Raw genomic sequence first — 17,039 nt, 5'->3', positions numbered from 1 at the left:
AAAACCGACTATAAACAGACAAGTAATGACCCCTAGGGTAATACCTAAATCAGTGAACTATTAATTGTTGAAAATTTAAAGAAAGGCGATATACTATGTTAACATGGAAAGAGGTAATAAATTTTAGTGTAAAAGGAAATCCCATCCCAGAACAAAGGATAGAAAAAACGGAGGAAGAATGGAAGAATCTACTCAGTCCAGAACAATTTAGGATTACGAGGCATAAGGGTACAGAACCACCACATAGTGGTGCACTTTGTACTACTCACGACAATGGCAAATATGGTTGCGTCTGTTGCGGAACCCCCTTATTCGATTCGACCATAAAATTTAATTCGGGTACTGGATGGCCCAGTTTTACACAGCCCATAAAAGAAAATGCCATTAAATATCATAAAGATGTTTCCTTTGGCATGACACGGGTAGAAGCCATGTGCAATACCTGTGACGCCCATCTTGGACATGTATTCCCAGATGGCCCAGAGCCAGGGGGTCTAAGATATTGCATAAACTCAGAATCAATGAAATTAATTAAAGAAGGAGTAACCAATGAAAAATAGTAATTTGGAATTGGCCACATTTGGCGGAGGTTGTTTTTGGTGTATTGACGCAATTTTTCAAGAAGTTGATGGAATAGAAAAGGTGATTTCGGGATACACTGGAGGCAATGCCCCAGGAAAACCTACCTATAGAGAGGTCTGCTCTGGCCTAACGGGACATGCCGAGGTGGTACAATTAACCTATGACCCCAGCATCATTTCGTATGAAGACATCTTGATTATTTTCATGACCAGCCATGATCCAACAACCTTAAACCGCCAAGGAGCAGATGTAGGCACGCAATACCGTTCTGTAATCTATTACCAAAATAAGGACCAAAAGGAGGTTGCACTAGAGGTTAGGAGGAAGATGTCCGAATATTATACACAACCTATCGTAACGGAAATTAGTCCGCTCTCAACTTTTTACGAGGCAGAGGATGTCCATCAAGATTATTATCGTAACAATATAACACAAGGATATTGTAGTGCAGTGATAACTCCAAAATTGATAAAATTACGTCAGGCACATGCTGGCAAATTAAAAAAAACAAATGCCTAAACTAAGGAGAATAGCTCTAATGTTAAGACTAAGCTGAAATGGAACAAAAACCTTGGGAAGAACCTGATCTTTTTAAAGCAAAGGAATTGGAGGTAACCCAATGGATAGATGCTAATGGGAACCCAATACAACCAATTTCATTGTCCGATTTTCCAAGCAAATTCAAGGTTATCTATTGTTTCCAGAGTTGGTGTAAGGGGTGCCACACCAGGGGTTTCCCCTCCTTAGAAAGGATGATCTTTGAAAAACAGCATAATAAGGATATTGTATTTTTGGCGATTCAGACCGTTTTTGAGGGACATAATGAAAATAGCTATGAGAAGATGGTTGCCACGCAAAAAGAATATGGTTTAAAAATTCCATTTGGGCACGACCCAGGGGATGAAAGCACAAATTACATCTCCAAGATAATGACAAATTATCGCACAGGAGGCACGCCTTGGTTCATTATTATAAACGAAAAAAACACGGTTGTTTTCTCTGATTTTATCTAAATGCAGGTCCCAAAAACCAATGGGAATCAATTTCCCTTGGGCAATCTTATATGGCATCGGACGGAAACTACCGATAATATTTAGACGCGCGCGTCGTGGCATTTAAATCTCACGTAGCGAGTAAAATGTAGGACTTGGCGCATTTTGACCAATAGCAAAACAGCAACAAAAAAATCTAAAAATTGATAGTAACACACGAAAAAGACACCCATAGGTTCACCATGGAAATCAATGGCGAAATAGCGAAAGTAGAATATCAACTAAAGGAAGGCAAAATGTATTTGACCTATTCCGAAGTTCCTTATCCTTTAAGGGGGAAAGGCTACGGAAAGATCCTAGTAGAACAGACTTTTGAGCAACTGACCAAAGAAGGGTATACTGCCAAGGCAGTTTGCTCCTACATCCGGGCAGTAGCCCAAAGGAGTGAGAAGTGGAATGCTATAATAGAATAAACCGACCCAATTTGGGCCGCACATGAAAACACACCAATGAAATTCAACATAAAGGATACAATTACTAAGGAACTGCCCGCAGATCCCATTTTAGAAAATTTTAGAAGACCAGTAAGGGAATGCTTTTCTTATGTAAGTCCAAAGAAAACTTCCCAACCAATTTTAGTACACGCTTCGCATGTATTGGCCAAGGAACTGGGAATATCGGAGGAATACTTACATTCCGAAGAATTCCTAAAAGTTTTCTCTGGCAACTCTATTCTTCCCAATACACATCCTTACGCTATGTGCTATGGAGGCCATCAGTTTGGAAATTGGGCAGGGCAATTAGGTGATGGTAGGGCCATAAATTTATTCGAGATTGAACACAACGATAAACTTTGGGCATTGCAACTTAAGGGAGCAGGGGAAACCCCCTACTCTAGGAACGCCGACGGTTTAGCAGTTCTCCGCTCTTCCATAAGGGAATATTTATGCTCCGAAGCCATGTATCATTTAGGAGTCCCCACAACTAGGGCACTATCTTTATGCAAAACAGGAGATAAAGTCTTAAGGGATATTCTTTATACCGGCCATCCTGAATACGAAAAAGGAGCTGTGGTGTGCCGGGTATCACCTTCTTTTTTACGTTTTGGAAATTTCGAAATTTTAATGGCTAGAGATGATAAGGCCACACTGAAGATATTGACAGATTATACGATCAAACAATTCTTCCCTCAAATCCAAGCCGGCACCAAAGAAGGGTATATTCAGTTTTTTCAGGAGGTTACGAATCGCACCTTAAAAATGTTAATTCATTGGCAACGGGTAGGATTTGTACACGGAGTTATGAACACGGATAATATGTCTATTTTAGGATTAACCATTGACTATGGCCCCTATGGCTGGCTTGAGGGTTATGATGAAGGATGGACCCCTAATACTACGGATAGTAGGGAAAAGCGATATAGGTATGGAAACCAAATTAATATTGGATTATGGAACCTCTATAGATTGGCTAGTTCACTATTCCCTTTAGTAGAGGAAATTGCTCCACTTGAAGCTATATTAGAGGGATATAGGGATGCTTATACACAGCAATACCAGGAGATGATGAAATCCAAGATTGGCCTCTATTCGGAGGATAGTAGTGATATTGAACTCATAAACACCTTGGAAGAAAACTTACAAATGACCGAAACGGACATGACTATTTTCTTTAGAAATCTAAGCAGTATAGATAAGGAAGCTGTTATTACAGATGATTTTTTAGCCCCGGTGATGGATGCCTTTTATAATCCAGAAGAGCTTGATGAAAGTATTCGGGAAACCTGGAAACAATGGTTTGAGGCCTATGTGTCTCGACTTCAGAAGGAGTATATATCGAATTTGGAAAGACAAGAAAAAATGAATGCCGTAAATCCAAAATATGTACTAAGGAATTATATGGCACAATTGGCAATAGATGCCGCAGACAAGGGCGACTATTCCGTCTTGGAAGAAATGTACCAATTAATACTGGATCCATACGGAGAACAAAAGGACGCAGAAAAATGGTTTGCAAAGCGACCCGATTGGGCCCGTAATAAAATAGGTTGCTCCATGCTATCCTGCAGTTCCTAATACCAAATAAGGTGTAAAGAAAAAGCCCTTGACCAGATATTGGTCAAGGGCTTTTTCTTTAGCTATTACTATCTGGCCTATCCTTTTACACTAGCCAGTTTAGCATTCTTAATATTGTTCATTTTTAAATCCTGCAAAACGTTTACCGCTTCTTCCACGTATATATCCTTAGCTAAATCCTTGTGCCAACGAATACGTTTTTCTTTCAGTACGGAGTCTTTAACAAACAGCTCTTCTTCGTACTTTAAGGATTCGAAGGTAAGTTTGGAATCGTAATCCAAAATCTTTTTAAAGTAATTGGCTTTCTCCCTATTCTCTTCCAACTCCCGCTTATAATCTTGGTAGTTTAAGGAAACTAAGGTTTCATCCTGACCCTTCTTGATCCATTTTGCGTTTTCTTCAATTAATTTTATCTGTTCGCTTTGCGCCATCCTCTCGGTACTGTTGGCAATGGTAGTCTCATAATCTATATAACCATCCCAAGGAGTATAGTTAGCAGGAGCAATTTTATCCCATCCCAACGGATTTTCTTGATCTCTTTCACCAAGATCTATATAGCTATATCTGTCTGGTACTACCACATCACTTTTCACCCCTTCCAATTGAGTAGACCCCCCATTAATCCTATAAAATTTCTGAGTTGTAAGTTTTATAGCTCCTAAATCACCGTGTTCATTGCTGCGCACTATATTCTCTAACGGAATTACATTCTGTACGGTACCTTTACCAAAAGTCTGCTTACTCCCTATAACCACGGCTCTTTTATAATCTTGCATAGCGGCTGCCAAAATTTCGGATGCTGAGGCCGACAATTCGTTGACCAAGATAACCAAGGGTCCATCCCATTGGATACGCTCGTCCTTATCATCATATACCTCAGGTTTTTTTCCGGTAGATCTTACCTGTACAATTGGTCCGTCCTTAATAAAAAGTCCGGCCATTTCAACTACGGTTTTTAGAGATCCACCTCCGTTGTCACGCAAGTCGAGAATCAGCCCTTCTGCACCTGCTTCCTTCAAACGCTCTACCTCCTTGGCTACATCCGTAGCGGCATTTCTTTCGTTATAATCTTCAAAATCAACATAAAACTTAGGCAGATTGATGAGTCCATATTTATGGTCTTTCTTTAATATTGCGGCAGACTTGGCATAGGATTCTTCCAGCTCCACAACATCACGTGTGATAGAAATTAGCACAATAGAACCATCTACCTTTTTAACGGTAAGATCTACTATGGTGCCTTTTGGGCCTTTTATAAATTTAATGGCATCATCTAAACGCATCCCTACTATATCTACTGGGGTTTGTCCATTCTGTCCTACTTTGATGATCTCATCCCCTACTTCTATTTGCTGATCTCTCCAAATAGGTCCCCCTGAAATAATTTCAACAATTTTGGTCTGGTCCCTTTTCTTCTGTAGTCTGGCACCAATACCCTCAAATTTCCCTGACATACTGGTATCAAACTTTTCTTTGTCATCTGGCGCGAAATAAAAAGTATGCGGATCAAAAACCTCTACAATAGTATTCAGGTATTGTACAAACCAATCCTTGCGCTGTAATTCTTCAATAAAATCAAAATAGTCATCTAAGGTATTCATAGTAGATTCCCTAGCTTTCTCTTCCGCCTCTACCGGTGATAAAGGCCCTGCATCTGCTTCATCATCAAAAACATCCACGTCCTCCGTCTCTACAGACTCCTTTTCTTTAGCAGACTTATTAGCGGCGTTTACATTAACTGGGGTCAGCTTGGAATTATAGGTACCCAAAGTGGCATATTTCAATTGCATTCTCCAACGTTCCTTCAAATCTTTTCTAGAGGCCGAATATCCCTGTTCCTCATAATTAATCTCCAAGCTTTCCTTTAAGTTGTAATCAAATGGCTCATTAAGGACTTCCTTGTAAATTACCTTGGCATCCTCCATTCGTTTTAACAATCTTTGGTATACGATCTCAAAAAAGGAAATATCGGTATTTTTGATCTGGTCATCGATCTGAAATTTGTATTTCTCAAACTCCTGAATATCACTTTCTAAAAAATATCGTTTTGTAGGGTCAATAATATCCAAAAAACCATTGAACACCTGAACGGAAAAATCGTCATTGATGTCCTTTGGTTGATAATGACCTCGTTCCAATACGTATGTGATAAGATCTAACAATAGCTTATCCTTATCGTCAGTCTCAAAAGATTTACTGGTAAAGCTGCATGAGGAAACCGCAATCAGCATTATTAATAATGCGTAGGCTAAATTCTTTTTCATTTATTCATTTTTAATCTTCCCATCATCATGGGTAGTTTTTATACATTTTACACATGGTAGGTATGGTTTAATCATTTAAAATTAATCAAACGCCCCCTGTTAACCAAGTTTTGGAAATCAAAAGCACCATCAAATACCAATTTCACTAAGATAACGAAAAAATCATGCCACATTGTGGGCTCCTAGCATTAATATTTTGTTAATACATCAATCTCGCCACTGCAGCGATCTTTAAAAAATGCTCCACCGCCATTCGCTAAAGTTGACTTTTCACTTCTTACCTTCTAAGCGAGACAATTCAATGACATTTTAAAAACGTATTTTTGCTTCATTAATTATACCCTATGGCAAAACCTTTGATTTTAGTGACCAATGATGACGGAATTACCGCTCCTGGTTTACGTGCGTTAATCCGTTTTATGAAAGAAATCGGCGATGTTGTGGTAGTTGCCCCAGACAGTCCACAGTCTGGAATGGGACACGCTATCACCATAGATAACACCCTGTATATAAAGAAAATAACGGTAGATCCAAAAGATGGGGCGTTGGCCGAATACAGCTGTAGCGGAACACCTGCAGATTGTGTAAAATTAGGTTTAAGGGAACTGTTAGACAGAAAACCCGACCTATGTGTTAGTGGTATTAACCACGGCTCCAACTCTTCGATCAATGTAATTTATTCCGGGACCATGAGTGCCGCAATAGAAGCGGGAATCGAGGGTATCCCTGCCATCGGATTTTCACTTTGCGACTATGGATGGAACGCCAATTTTGAACCAGGCAAAGAGGCCATACAACAAATTGTACGTCAAGCTATAGTTCAAGGAATCCCAAAAGGAGTGGTATTAAATGTAAATATCCCAAAAACAGATTCCGATACTCCCATGGGAATCAAGGTTTGTAGACAGGCAAGAGCCAATTGGAAGGAAGAATTTGACAAGAGGACCAGTCCAAATGGCAAGGAATACTACTGGCTTACCGGAGAATTTGAATTATTAGACAATGGTGAAGATACGGACGAGTTTGCACTTTCAAAAGGCTATATCTCTATTGTACCTACACAGTTCGATTTAACTGCCTATCATGCCATACAACAATTAAACACCTGGAAGTTAAATGCTTAAAAAAGAAATCCTTATCGGATTTATAGTTGGGATAATTGCCAATACCTTTGGCACCTTACTGTATATCCTTATTTTTTCGGACTTTGGAATTGTAGAGACCTATAATGCTGCTGTGCAGCAAGGGCATGTAGGAAGCTTACTGGCTCTGGGCGCTATCTTAAATCTTGTAGCATTTTTTGGTTTTCTAAAAATAAAACGAGATTACAGGGCTAGGGGGGTAATGATCGCTACCGTATTAACCGCCCTTGTTATTTTATATTATAAGATTTCCTAGAACTACAAATGGTGAATCCCAACGAAAACAACTACCGCGGCAACCCAAAATAAACAAAACCCATGAAATATTATATCATTGCCGGGGAGGCATCCGGGGACCTGCACGGGTCTAACCTGATCAAGGCTATAAAAACCAAAGACCCTGAAGCCAATATTCACTGTTGGGGGGGAGATCTAATGCAAATGGCAGGAGGCACCTTGGTGAAGCATTATAAGGAAATGGCCTTTATGGGCTTTTTTGAGGTTATCGCCAATATCAATCAAATATTTAAGAATATTGCCTTCTGTAAGGAGGATATTGCCAATTTTAACCCTGATATAATTGTTTTTATAGATTACTCTGGCTTCAATCTACGAATTGCATCTTGGGCAAAGGAACAAGGATTCACAACCAACTATTATATTTCCCCTCAAATTTGGGCCTCTAGGGAAGGGAGGATCACTAAAATAAAACGGGATATAGATGCCATGCACGTAATCCTTCCCTTTGAAAAGGATTTCTATGAAAAAAAACACGGTTTTCCAGTAAATTTTGTGGGTCATCCTCTTATAGATGCCATTGGCGAACTCCCAAGGACCACAGAAAATACATTTAGGGAACAAAATCAATTAGATCTAGAGAAACCAATTATCGCCCTTTTACCAGGAAGTAGAAAACAGGAGGTGCAAAAAATGTTGACGCTGATGCTTTCGGTGATCAAATCGTTTCCAAATTATCAATTTGTAATTGCGGGAGCCCCTAGCCTGGAGCACCATTTTTACCAGCCCTTTTTAAAAACGTCTCAAGTAAGTTTAGTCTCCAATAAAACCTACGACCTTTTAAGCATATCCCACGCCGCCTTGGTAACCAGTGGGACCGCTACCTTAGAAACAGCATTGTTTAAAGTACCTCAAGTTGTCTGTTATAAGGCCAATTGGATTTCCTATCAAATTGCAAAACGGATAATCACCTTAAAATTCATTTCCCTAGTAAACTTAATTATGGACAAAGAGGTGGTAAAAGAGCTTATCCAAGATGAGCTAAATACTAAAAATCTAAAAAAGGAACTCTCCAAGATTCTGGAGGGTCCCGATAGGAAAAGTCAACTGGAAGCCTATACCGTATTGGAAAAAAGACTGGGAGGTAAGGGTGCCAGCAAAAAGGCAGCCACCCTTATTGTGAAGAGTGCCCAAAAAGGATCGCATTAAAAATTCATCAATTTTAAATAAATTCTTTAAATTTGACACTATAAGCCCACTAACTTTTATTTGGATGATGAGAAAATTCCTTTCTTTAGCAGTAATTCTTTTGGTGGTTAGCTGTGGGGCCTCCAAGAAAAAAACCAGTGTTAGTACTGAAAGAAAAATAAGCGTAGGTCCATCCGTGGTTACCGTGGAAAACACGAGTAAAAACACCAAGGCTGTTGAGGTGAAATCCGTGGCAGCCCCTATCAAATCCAAACAAATTATTAATACGGCGCTTACCTTTTCAGGTACACGTTATAAATTTGGGGGCACTACCACCAAAGGAATGGATTGCTCTGGCCTACTCTACGTCTCCTTTGCAGAGCACGATATAGATCTTCCACGAGCTTCCTACCAAATAGCTAAGGAAGGAGAGAGTATTGACCTAAAGCAAGTAACCGAAGGGGACCTTCTTTTCTTTGGGACCTCCAATAGAAAGAAAAGTATAAACCATGTAGGCCTTGTGGTCTCGGTAGATGGTGATGATATAAAATTTATTCATTCAACAACCTCTAGGGGTGTAATAGTTTCCTCTTTGCGGGAAGGATATTGGAATTTTGCCTTTATAAAGGCAACCAGGATCCTTTGATATGCGCCCACTACAATTTACAGCCATCAAGCTTTCCCTCTGTCTGATACTGGGAATTTTAATAGGCAACTTCTTACGCCCACCTTTTATAGCAGCCGCACTCCCCTGTTTATTACTGTTGTTTTTATTGGGAATGGAACATTTCCTTGTTAAAAAGCATAGCGTTCGTTTTGGTCTCCTCTGCGCCTTACTGACCACTATGATCGGTGTCTTAAGCATCAGCATAACAGATGCAAAAAACAACCCCAGACATTATACTCATTTTGACATTGACCAACCCCAGACATACACCCTAAAAATACGTGAAGTTTTAAAGGCCAATAACTATTCAGATGGCTATATCACTGAGGCAATGTACTTGGATAGTCTTAAAGTTAAAGGGAAAATTCTACTAAATATAAGTAAGGGGTCTCAGCAAACAAATCTTAAGGTTGATGATGAGATTGTTAGTTATACTACTCTCTATGCTATATCTGCCCCATTAAACCCCCATCAATTTAATTATAGGGACTATTTAGCGGGATTAGGGATCGCTCACCAGCTACGTTTGTCACAAGAGCAATTTGTGCTTATTAACAATCCCACTGGTACTATTTATGGCCTTGCTGCAAAAATGCGAGACCATATCATTGCTAAACTAAAACAAGAGTCCTTTGGAGCCGAAGAGTTGGGAATCATCCAAGCCCTACTTCTTGGCCAACGGAACGAGGTTACTGAGGCCACTAACACCGATTATAAAAATGCAGGGGCCTTTCATATTTTGGCGCTTTCAGGTTTACATATAGGAATTTTATTGGGGTTGTTGCATTTTCTACTAGCTCCCTTAGAATTTCTCCCTAAGGGGAGGACCATAAAGTTGATAACCATCGTACTTTTATTATGGGGATTTGCATTTTTAGCTGGCATGTCGGCTTCCATTTTAAGGGCGGTTACCATGTTCAGCTTTGTAGCCTATGCGCTCTACCTGAATAGGCCTACCAGCCATTTTAACATCTTGGCCCTCTCGCTTTTCTTTATATTACTCATTTTTGACCCATTCCTATTGTTCCAAGTAGGATTTCAACTGAGCTACGCGGCCGTGTTTTCTATTGTCTGGATCTATCCCCAACTCCAAAAATTCTGGTCTCCCAAAAATTGGATTTTTAAAAAGGGATGGGAATTGCTTTCCGTCAGTATTGCGGCACAATTGGGTGTACTGCCTATCAGTTTGTTCTATTTTCATCAATTTCCAGGGTTATTTTTTGTCTCCAGCTTATTAATTCTTCCCTTTTTGGCATTTATCCTAGGGATGGGAATTTTAGTCATTGTATTGGCCTTGATAAATAATTTACCTGCTTTTTTAGTTGTTTTTTACGACGCTATAATTCGATGGATGAATACCACAATAGCTTGGGTAGGACAACAGGAAAGTTTTATTTTCAGAAATATTTCTTTTGACGCAGTTGAATTAATCTTAGGTTACGGCATAATAATCGCTCTGATTACCACGCTACAAAAGGCATCGTTTAAAAGAACAACAATTGTCCTTTCGTCCATAATTTTCTTCCAATTATGGGGCCTTGGAATTGCCTATAAGACTCAAAGGGAAGAGCGTCTAATTTTAGGGCATACAGGCAGAAACACTACTTTATTGCATCAAACTGGACTGAAGGTTGGGGTGTATACCAACAATTGGCCCAGTTCGGAAAGAATGGCAACGGACTACTTCGTTGCCCAAAACACTGCAGAATTAGTCCATCAACCCCTAAAAAATAGTTATAAAATAGGAATAGAAAGACTTGTTCTACTCGACAGCTCATTGACTTCTATCCCCAAAAACATCCCTATTGCCACCATATTGTTGACTCAATCCCCAAAAATAAACTTAGATAGGTTGCTCGATTCGGTACAACCACAATTAATTCTGGCAGATGGCAGCAATTACCACAGTTATGTTGAACGTTGGGAAGCCACTTGTCTTAAAAGAAAACTCCCTTTTCACTACACTGGTGAAAAGGGAGCCTATATATTTAAAATTCGTTAAGTATTATCGCACTCCATGCATCAGCTTCTTTAATAGCGGATTTAATACAATAGAAATAAAACCTACCACAACAGGAACTAATGCAAAGATCAGAAAGAAGGTACCCAAAGAGTATTCTTCTGATATTTTATCGATCATTCCCCCCATAGTTCCTGCAGCTTTTTGACCAATGGCGATGGCTAAATACCAAATACCAAACATAAATCCGATCATTCTTCCTGGCACCAACTTACTTAAATACGATAAACCAACTGGGGACAAACAGAGTTCTCCCATAGTGTGAAACAAGTACGCGAAAATTAAGAAGATCATACTGACAGAAGCGGTCTGTGCTCCTGAAGGTATCCCGACAGTACCGAAGGCCAAAATTCCGAAACCTAGTCCCAATAAAATTAATCCCAAGCCATATTTCATAGCGGCACTGGGATTGTATTTACTTTCCCACCACCTGGAAAAGAACGGCGCCAAAATAATGATAAAAAAGGAATTTAAAATTCCGAACCATGATGCCCCCACCTCGGTGGCATCTTTGCTAAATTCCCTGTCTATTTTCCAGATAACGATACCCCAAAGAAAGACAAAGGCAAGGGCCAAAACAATATTGGAATAAGGAATCTTAGAATAGGTCTTTTTAAACAATAAATACAGTACCCATGATATTACGGCAAGGGGACCAACCGTTAATATTAAATCTATAATCTTAAATACCAAAGCGGAATTACCTGCTAATTCCCTAGCGGTATAATCCCTTGCAAAAATGGTCATGGAGCCCAAAGATTGCTCAAAAGCCGCAAAGAAAAATACGGTAAAAATACCGAATATAGATACCGCGATAATCCTATCACGTACTATTCTGGAATACCGAAAAATTCTGCTGATAATAAGAAACAGAAACATGGCTAATGCCAAAAGAACAGTTGCATTGGATCCGTCCAAATTGCCAATACTAAAATTCAAAATATTTATGTTGCCTACTTTGGACATAGGATCATTAAACAAATACAATAAGCCTCCTAAGGACGATAATACCATTAGTACCATATCCAATGTTGTGAACGGATTGGGCTTTTCTTCTGCTAGTTGGTTCTCGCGATCCGCTTCATTTTCCTCTAGCAAGCCTTGCTGTAATTTCGCCTCCCGTACTACACTAGGTTTCTCCCCTATCTTACCAAATAAATCCTTGGCCAACCAGAATTGCAACATCCCCAGAAACATAAAGATACCGGCCAATCCAAATCCATAATTCCAACCGATATTTTCGGCTAAATACCCACAAAGCATCATACCAAAAAAGGCTCCAGCATTTACTCCCATGTAGAAAATGGTGTAAGCCCCATCTTTCTTAGATTCCTTTCCCTTGTACATTTCAGAAATCATAGAAGTGATATTAGGCTTAAAGAAACCTGTCCCGATCACCAATAATGCCAAACCTAGATATAAAGCAAAAGGGGTTTCCACGGCCATGGAAGCATGTCCTAACATCATTATAAAACAACCTATAATCACCGCCCACTTGTAACCAGTAAACTTGTCAGCAATATAACCCCCGATAATTGGTGTTAAATAAAGTAAGGAGGCATAGGTTCCTATCAAGGACATGGCATGTTCTCGAGGCCATTCCCATCCTGGATTGTCACTAATTATAGGCGCCGTTAGAAACAGCACCAAAAGGATCCGCATTCCATAAAAGGAAAAGCGCTCCCACATCTCTGTGAAAAACAATACAAAAAGTCCGGCCGGATGACCTATAACATTATCCTTAAATAATTTTTCAATATCGGTATTCATAATTGCGTATTTGTTAAAAGCTTTTTTACCTATGGTTTAATTCGATGTATTGATATCTGGACCACCTAGCTCATAAGGCTCATTATCCTTAAATACATGTTCATGATCTTCTGCACCATGGGTCAGTTTTTTCAATTTCTTAAGGAATAAGATAAGTAGGATTCCAAAACTTACAGTAAAAATAGTAAGCCACATAAAAGTGTCAAACTCTTGTTCGCTTTGCTCCTCCTCCAGCACAAAAGACACTTGGTAATTCTCCCCATCTCCTTTATTATCAATGTTTTGAGCTGCATCCTTATCCTTTTCAAATACAAGTTTAGCATGATAAGGATTACTGCCAATTGCATTGTTTTCCCTTAAGGTTTCTTTTAACTTGGCGAGGTCAATATTCTCTGTGTCAGCAAGTTTAAAGAGATCATTAAGTGATTTTCCTGAACTTATTTCCTGAAACATTACCGCATCATTATCCAAATACACCTGACTTTTAATACTGAAATTTTTATCCTCATTGATGGGATAATCATATATCTTGACAATTTTTTTAGCCTGATTCTTAATTTCCATGGTGTCTTGAGTAATAAAAGGGAGAATTCCCTCCTTACTAACAATCATTTCACCTTGATATGGATGCAATTGGGAAGATTCCCCAATAGTTCCTGCCAACATATTTCCAAATCCGGTAGCCGCAAAATAGACCCCCATCATTATGGACGCATATTTTATTGGGGCGAGTTTAGTAATAAATGAAAGGGATACGGGAGAGGTACAAAGTTCTCCCAAAGTATGGAAAAGGTAAGCTAGAAAGATCCATATCATGGCTGCCTTACCAAAAACATCCGCACTAGCTTCCTTAGATGCGAACATCATAAAAACATAACCAAGTCCCATGATAATTGTACCTATAGCCATTTTAAAGAGAGAAGAAGATTCCCTTCCTCTTTTTTTCCACCAGATCCAAAAACCACCTACTATGGTTCCAAAGATGATTATATATCCCGCATTTAGAGACTGGAATACCGCAGCCGGAATTTCTTGTAGCCCACTTAATCCAATATACCTATCTACTTTGGCATCGGTATACAGGTTCATTAAGCCTCCTGCTTGTTCAAATGCTCCCCAGAAAACTATTACGATCAGGAAGGAAATCAATAATACAAGCACCCTATCCTTTTCAATTTTATTAAGCGGACGTTTTGCGGCTATACGCTCCTCTTCAGAGACGTTTTTACCCCCGCTAAATTCTCCAACTCCCTTTAAGAACTTTTGGCCCCAGATAAATACGGCCTGACCCACTAACATCCCTATACCTGCCAGTCCAAAACCATAATGCCACCCGTAATAATAGGCTACCAAACCAACAGAAATACTTGCCAGAAAGGCACCTACATTAATACCGATATAAAATATGGTAAATCCGCTATCCCTTCTTAAATCCCCCTCTTGGTAAAGACCACCTACCATGGTAGAGATATTGGGTTTTAAACCACCAACTCCTAAAATAATTAGGATCAAACCAGTGAAAAAGGCCCAATCTTGTGGAATTGCCAGGGTTATATGCCCAATACAGAGCAACAATCCGCCCAGCATTACCGTTTTTTTCTGACCTAAAAACTTATCGGCAACCCATCCACCAGGGATTGAGGCCACATATACCAACATAGTATACCACCCGTACAACCATAAAGCATCTTTATTGGACCAACCCAACCCCGGATCAATAGCAGTTGCAGAGGTAGCCACATACAATACAAGGATTCCCCGCATTCCGTAGTAGGAGAAACGCTCCCACATTTCAGTGAAAAACAATATAAAAAGTCCAACAGGATGGCCAAAAAGTTCTTTACGATGTAGTTGTTTTACAGAAGTTTGCATAGGTTGCTTTGTTAGTTATAGATTTAGTTTTATAAAATCGGTCATTTTCGTATAAAGGTGTAGACGTGTATTTCCACCGTATATCCCATGATTTTTGTCGGGATAAATGGCCCAATCGAACTGTTTATTGGCCTGTACCAGCGCTTCGATCATCCGCATGGTGTTTTGTACATGTACATTATCATCACTACTCCCATGTACCAATAAATATTTCCCCTTTAGGAGTTCAGGATAATTAAATGGTGAATTCTCATCATAACCAGTTGGATTCTCTTGGGGAGTACGCATAAAACGTTCTGTGTAAATGGTGTCGTAAAATCTCCAAGAAGTCACCGGGGCCACCGCAATAGCCATCTCAAAGGTATCGTTCCCCTTCAATAAACAATTTGTAGACATAAATCCACCGTAGCTCCATCCCCAAATACCGGTCCTATCCTCATCTATATAGGACAGCTCGCTCAACTTTTTGGCAGCATCAATCTGGTCTTCTACCTCGTATTTCCCCAACTCCTTATACGTTACCTTTTTAAAATCGGCTCCTTTGTATCCGGTTCCCCTTCCATCTACGCAAACCACTATGTATCCCTCATTGGCTAGTATTTGATACCAATAATCATTACTGCCCATCCAGGCATTGGAAACCGATTGGGATCCTGGCCCGCTGTACTGAGTCATAAATAGGGGATATTTCTTATTGGCATCGAAATCTGTCGGCTTTATCATCCACATATTCAATTCGTTGCCATTAATTTCTAGGGTGGAAAACTCTTTGGGACTTAAATTATAATCTTGCAATTGCACCAACAACTCCCTGTTATCTAGGATATCCTTTATTTTGTTTCCGTTGGAAGAAAGGTGTAATGTAAATTCTGGCGGAGTTGTGGCACTAGAATAGGAATTGATAAAATAGGTGAAATCCGCACTGAAATCGGCCGAATTTATTCCCACGCTCTCTGTCAATCGTTTTTTACTTTTGCCATTACTTCGAATGCTATACACATCCCGATTAATGGAGCCATTTTCGGTTGATTGAAAATAAATGCGATCTGCCTTGGGATCATACCCATAATAATTGGTCACTTCCCAAGAACCCTTAGTAACCTGTGACCTTAATTTCCCTTTGTCATCATATAGGTAAATATGATTATACCCATCCTTCTCACTAGTCCAAATAAAACTGTCATCCTTCAGAAAGGTAAGATTGTCCGTTACATCTACATAAGCTTTATCCGTTTCCTCCAATAGCGTCTTGGACTTACCATTCTTAGCGTTAACCTGAACCAATTTTAAATTGTTCTGATGCCTGTTCAAGGTCTGAACACTTAAAAATTCGGGATTATTCATCCATTTTATCCTAGGGATATAATAAGGCTCTTTAAGGTCTATAGCAGTAATATTAGCCGACTTTACGTCCAGCATATGCAAGGACACAATAGCATTCTCCTCTCCCGCTTTTGGATATTTGAATACGGTCTGGGTCTGGTAAAGGTCACTGCCATAAACATCCATAGAAAATTCGGGCACATTGGTTTCATCAAACTTTATAAATGCCAATTTGGTTCCGTCAGAATTCCATTCAAACGCTCTAACAAAAGCAAACTCCTCCTCATAGACCCAATCGGTTACCCCATTAATAATACTATTTTTTTTACCATCCTTAGTAATCTGCACAGTAGTATTGGAGATGATGTTGAAAATATAAATATTGTTATCTTTCACATAGGCTACCATACTACCATCAGGTGAAACCAGTGGTTCTTGGATCTTATCATCGGATATTTTTGATATTTTCTTTGATTTTAGGTCGAATACGTAAAATACACCCAAGGTAGAGCGTCTAAAAATGGATTCAATTTCAGTTGCCAATAACAACTTGGATTCATCCTTACTAAATTCATAAGAGGTAAAAAACGGAATTGTGTTGCTGTCTGATGAGGAAATGACGGTCTCTGCCTTTGCCAAGGTCTTGTAATCGTATTTATTTATGATAGCTACCCGATTGGTATAATCCAGATTTAAAATAGTGTATTGATCGCCGTTTTGCAAAGACTCTAACCGTTCCATTCCATTAGTTCCGAATGTTCCGCCATAAATTTCTTCTAGGGTAATTTTTTTATTTTGAGCAAAAAGTGTGGTAACAGAGGTATAGGCAATAAAAAACAATAAAATATATAATTTTCTCACGGGGATTTGGATTTTATATATGCATTTAGGGCTGCAAAAATCGCGC

General features: G+C 39.3%; 14 protein-coding genes. 10 read left to right on the top strand and 4 right to left on the bottom strand.

The features are described 5' to 3' along the window. Positions 1 to 95 precede the first annotated feature (95 nt). The 5 genes from msrB (at position 96) to KCTC52924_RS08715 (ending at position 3,649) form a co-directional block, all read left to right on the top strand. The gene (gene msrB / locus KCTC52924_RS08735; RefSeq protein ID WP_251806343.1) at positions 96 to 560 is read left to right on the top strand and encodes a peptide-methionine (R)-S-oxide reductase MsrB; all 465 of its coding nucleotides are present in this window, start codon (positions 96 to 98) and stop codon (positions 558 to 560) included. Continuing rightward, positions 550 to 1,101 carry a peptide-methionine (S)-S-oxide reductase MsrA gene (gene msrA / locus KCTC52924_RS08730; protein ID WP_251806342.1) on the top strand — a complete coding sequence of 184 codons (552 nt, stop codon included), beginning with the start codon at positions 550 to 552 and terminating at the stop codon, positions 1,099 to 1,101. The genes msrB and msrA overlap by 11 nt, the downstream gene beginning before the upstream one ends. A gap of 38 nt (positions 1,102 to 1,139) precedes the next feature. Then, a complete protein-coding gene (locus KCTC52924_RS08725) occupies positions 1,140 to 1,595 on the top strand; it encodes a peroxiredoxin (RefSeq protein ID WP_251806341.1) in 456 nt (151 codons plus the stop codon). A gap of 182 nt (positions 1,596 to 1,777) precedes the next feature. Then, on the top strand, positions 1,778 to 2,047 hold the full coding sequence (locus KCTC52924_RS08720; protein WP_251806340.1) for a GNAT family N-acetyltransferase: 270 nt from the start codon (positions 1,778 to 1,780) through the stop codon (positions 2,045 to 2,047). A gap of 36 nt (positions 2,048 to 2,083) precedes the next feature. Next, positions 2,084 to 3,649 (top strand): YdiU family protein, encoded by a 1,566-nt coding sequence (locus KCTC52924_RS08715; RefSeq protein WP_251806339.1) that lies wholly within the window; start codon positions 2,084 to 2,086, stop codon positions 3,647 to 3,649. 77 nt (positions 3,650 to 3,726) lie between these two features. Here the strand turns inward: KCTC52924_RS08715 and KCTC52924_RS08710 are convergent, their stop codons facing one another. Beyond that, entirely contained in the window at positions 3,727 to 5,913 is a 2,187-nt protein-coding gene (locus KCTC52924_RS08710) for a carboxy terminal-processing peptidase (RefSeq protein WP_251806338.1), read from the bottom strand. 344 nt (positions 5,914 to 6,257) lie between these two features. Between KCTC52924_RS08710 and surE the strand changes: the two genes are divergently transcribed. The 5 genes from surE (at position 6,258) to KCTC52924_RS08685 (ending at position 11,149) form a co-directional block, all read left to right on the top strand. Next, positions 6,258 to 7,037: a 5'/3'-nucleotidase SurE gene (surE, locus tag KCTC52924_RS08705; RefSeq protein WP_251806337.1), complete on the top strand. Its 780-nt coding sequence runs from the start codon at positions 6,258 to 6,260 to the stop codon at positions 7,035 to 7,037. Continuing rightward, on the top strand, positions 7,030 to 7,311 hold the full coding sequence (locus tag KCTC52924_RS08700) for a hypothetical protein (RefSeq protein WP_251806336.1): 282 nt from the start codon (positions 7,030 to 7,032) through the stop codon (positions 7,309 to 7,311). The genes surE and KCTC52924_RS08700 overlap by 8 nt, the downstream gene beginning before the upstream one ends. Before the next feature lie 62 nt (positions 7,312 to 7,373). After that, on the top strand, positions 7,374 to 8,501 hold the full coding sequence (gene lpxB, locus KCTC52924_RS08695; RefSeq protein ID WP_251806335.1) for a lipid-A-disaccharide synthase: 1,128 nt from the start codon (positions 7,374 to 7,376) through the stop codon (positions 8,499 to 8,501). A 64-nt stretch (positions 8,502 to 8,565) separates the two neighbouring features. After that, a complete protein-coding gene (locus KCTC52924_RS08690; protein ID WP_251806334.1) occupies positions 8,566 to 9,126 on the top strand; it encodes a C40 family peptidase in 561 nt (186 codons plus the stop codon). Position 9,127: 1 nt separating this feature from the next. Beyond that, positions 9,128 to 11,149 (top strand): ComEC/Rec2 family competence protein, encoded by a 2,022-nt coding sequence (locus tag KCTC52924_RS08685; protein ID WP_285903354.1) that lies wholly within the window; start codon positions 9,128 to 9,130, stop codon positions 11,147 to 11,149. A gap of 3 nt (positions 11,150 to 11,152) precedes the next feature. Here KCTC52924_RS08685 and KCTC52924_RS08680 read toward each other — a convergent pair whose 3' ends face one another. The 3 genes from KCTC52924_RS08680 to KCTC52924_RS08670 are packed head-to-tail and all read right to left on the bottom strand — an operon-like array spanning position 11,153 to position 16,993. After that, positions 11,153 to 12,937, bottom strand: a complete 1,785-nt coding sequence (locus tag KCTC52924_RS08680; RefSeq protein ID WP_251806332.1) for a peptide MFS transporter — start codon at positions 12,935 to 12,937, stop codon at positions 11,153 to 11,155. Positions 12,938 to 12,973: 36 nt separating this feature from the next. Beyond that, positions 12,974 to 14,809, bottom strand: coding sequence for a peptide MFS transporter (locus tag KCTC52924_RS08675; RefSeq protein WP_370671532.1), 1,836 nt, complete (start codon positions 14,807 to 14,809; stop codon positions 12,974 to 12,976). 15 nt (positions 14,810 to 14,824) lie between these two features. Further along, the gene (locus KCTC52924_RS08670) at positions 14,825 to 16,993 is read right to left on the bottom strand and encodes a S9 family peptidase (RefSeq protein WP_251806331.1); all 2,169 of its coding nucleotides are present in this window, start codon (positions 16,991 to 16,993) and stop codon (positions 14,825 to 14,827) included. Between the last annotated feature and the right edge of the window lie 46 nt (positions 16,994 to 17,039).

Origin of the sequence: Arenibacter antarcticus, assembly GCF_041320605.1 — a bacterium.
Classification (GTDB): domain Bacteria; phylum Bacteroidota; class Bacteroidia; order Flavobacteriales; family Flavobacteriaceae; genus Arenibacter; species Arenibacter antarcticus.
Note: the sequence above shows the minus strand (reverse complement) of the source record. Positions and strands in the feature narration are given on the sequence as shown.

Bases quoted from the DNA above. Each gene is read 5' to 3' on its own strand.
- KCTC52924_RS08715 (WP_251806339.1), top strand. From the start codon at position 2,084: ATGAAATTCAACATAAAGGATACAATTACTAAGGAACTGCCCGCAGAT.
- KCTC52924_RS08675 (WP_370671532.1), bottom strand. From the start codon at position 14,809: ATGCAAACTTCTGTAAAACAACTACATCGTAAAGAACTTTTTGGCCAT.
- KCTC52924_RS08700 (WP_251806336.1), top strand. From the start codon at position 7,030: ATGCTTAAAAAAGAAATCCTTATCGGATTTATAGTTGGGATAATTGCC.
- KCTC52924_RS08710 (WP_251806338.1), bottom strand. From the start codon at position 5,913: ATGAAAAAGAATTTAGCCTACGCATTATTAATAATGCTGATTGCGGTT.
- KCTC52924_RS08685 (WP_285903354.1), top strand. From the start codon at position 9,128: ATGCGCCCACTACAATTTACAGCCATCAAGCTTTCCCTCTGTCTGATA.
- KCTC52924_RS08680 (WP_251806332.1), bottom strand. From the start codon at position 12,937: ATGAATACCGATATTGAAAAATTATTTAAGGATAATGTTATAGGTCAT.
- msrB (WP_251806343.1), top strand. From the start codon at position 96: ATGTTAACATGGAAAGAGGTAATAAATTTTAGTGTAAAAGGAAATCCC.
- KCTC52924_RS08725 (WP_251806341.1), top strand. From the start codon at position 1,140: ATGGAACAAAAACCTTGGGAAGAACCTGATCTTTTTAAAGCAAAGGAA.
- lpxB (WP_251806335.1), top strand. From the start codon at position 7,374: ATGAAATATTATATCATTGCCGGGGAGGCATCCGGGGACCTGCACGGG.
- msrA (WP_251806342.1), top strand. From the start codon at position 550: ATGAAAAATAGTAATTTGGAATTGGCCACATTTGGCGGAGGTTGTTTT.
- KCTC52924_RS08690 (WP_251806334.1), top strand. From the start codon at position 8,566: ATGATGAGAAAATTCCTTTCTTTAGCAGTAATTCTTTTGGTGGTTAGC.
- surE (WP_251806337.1), top strand. From the start codon at position 6,258: ATGGCAAAACCTTTGATTTTAGTGACCAATGATGACGGAATTACCGCT.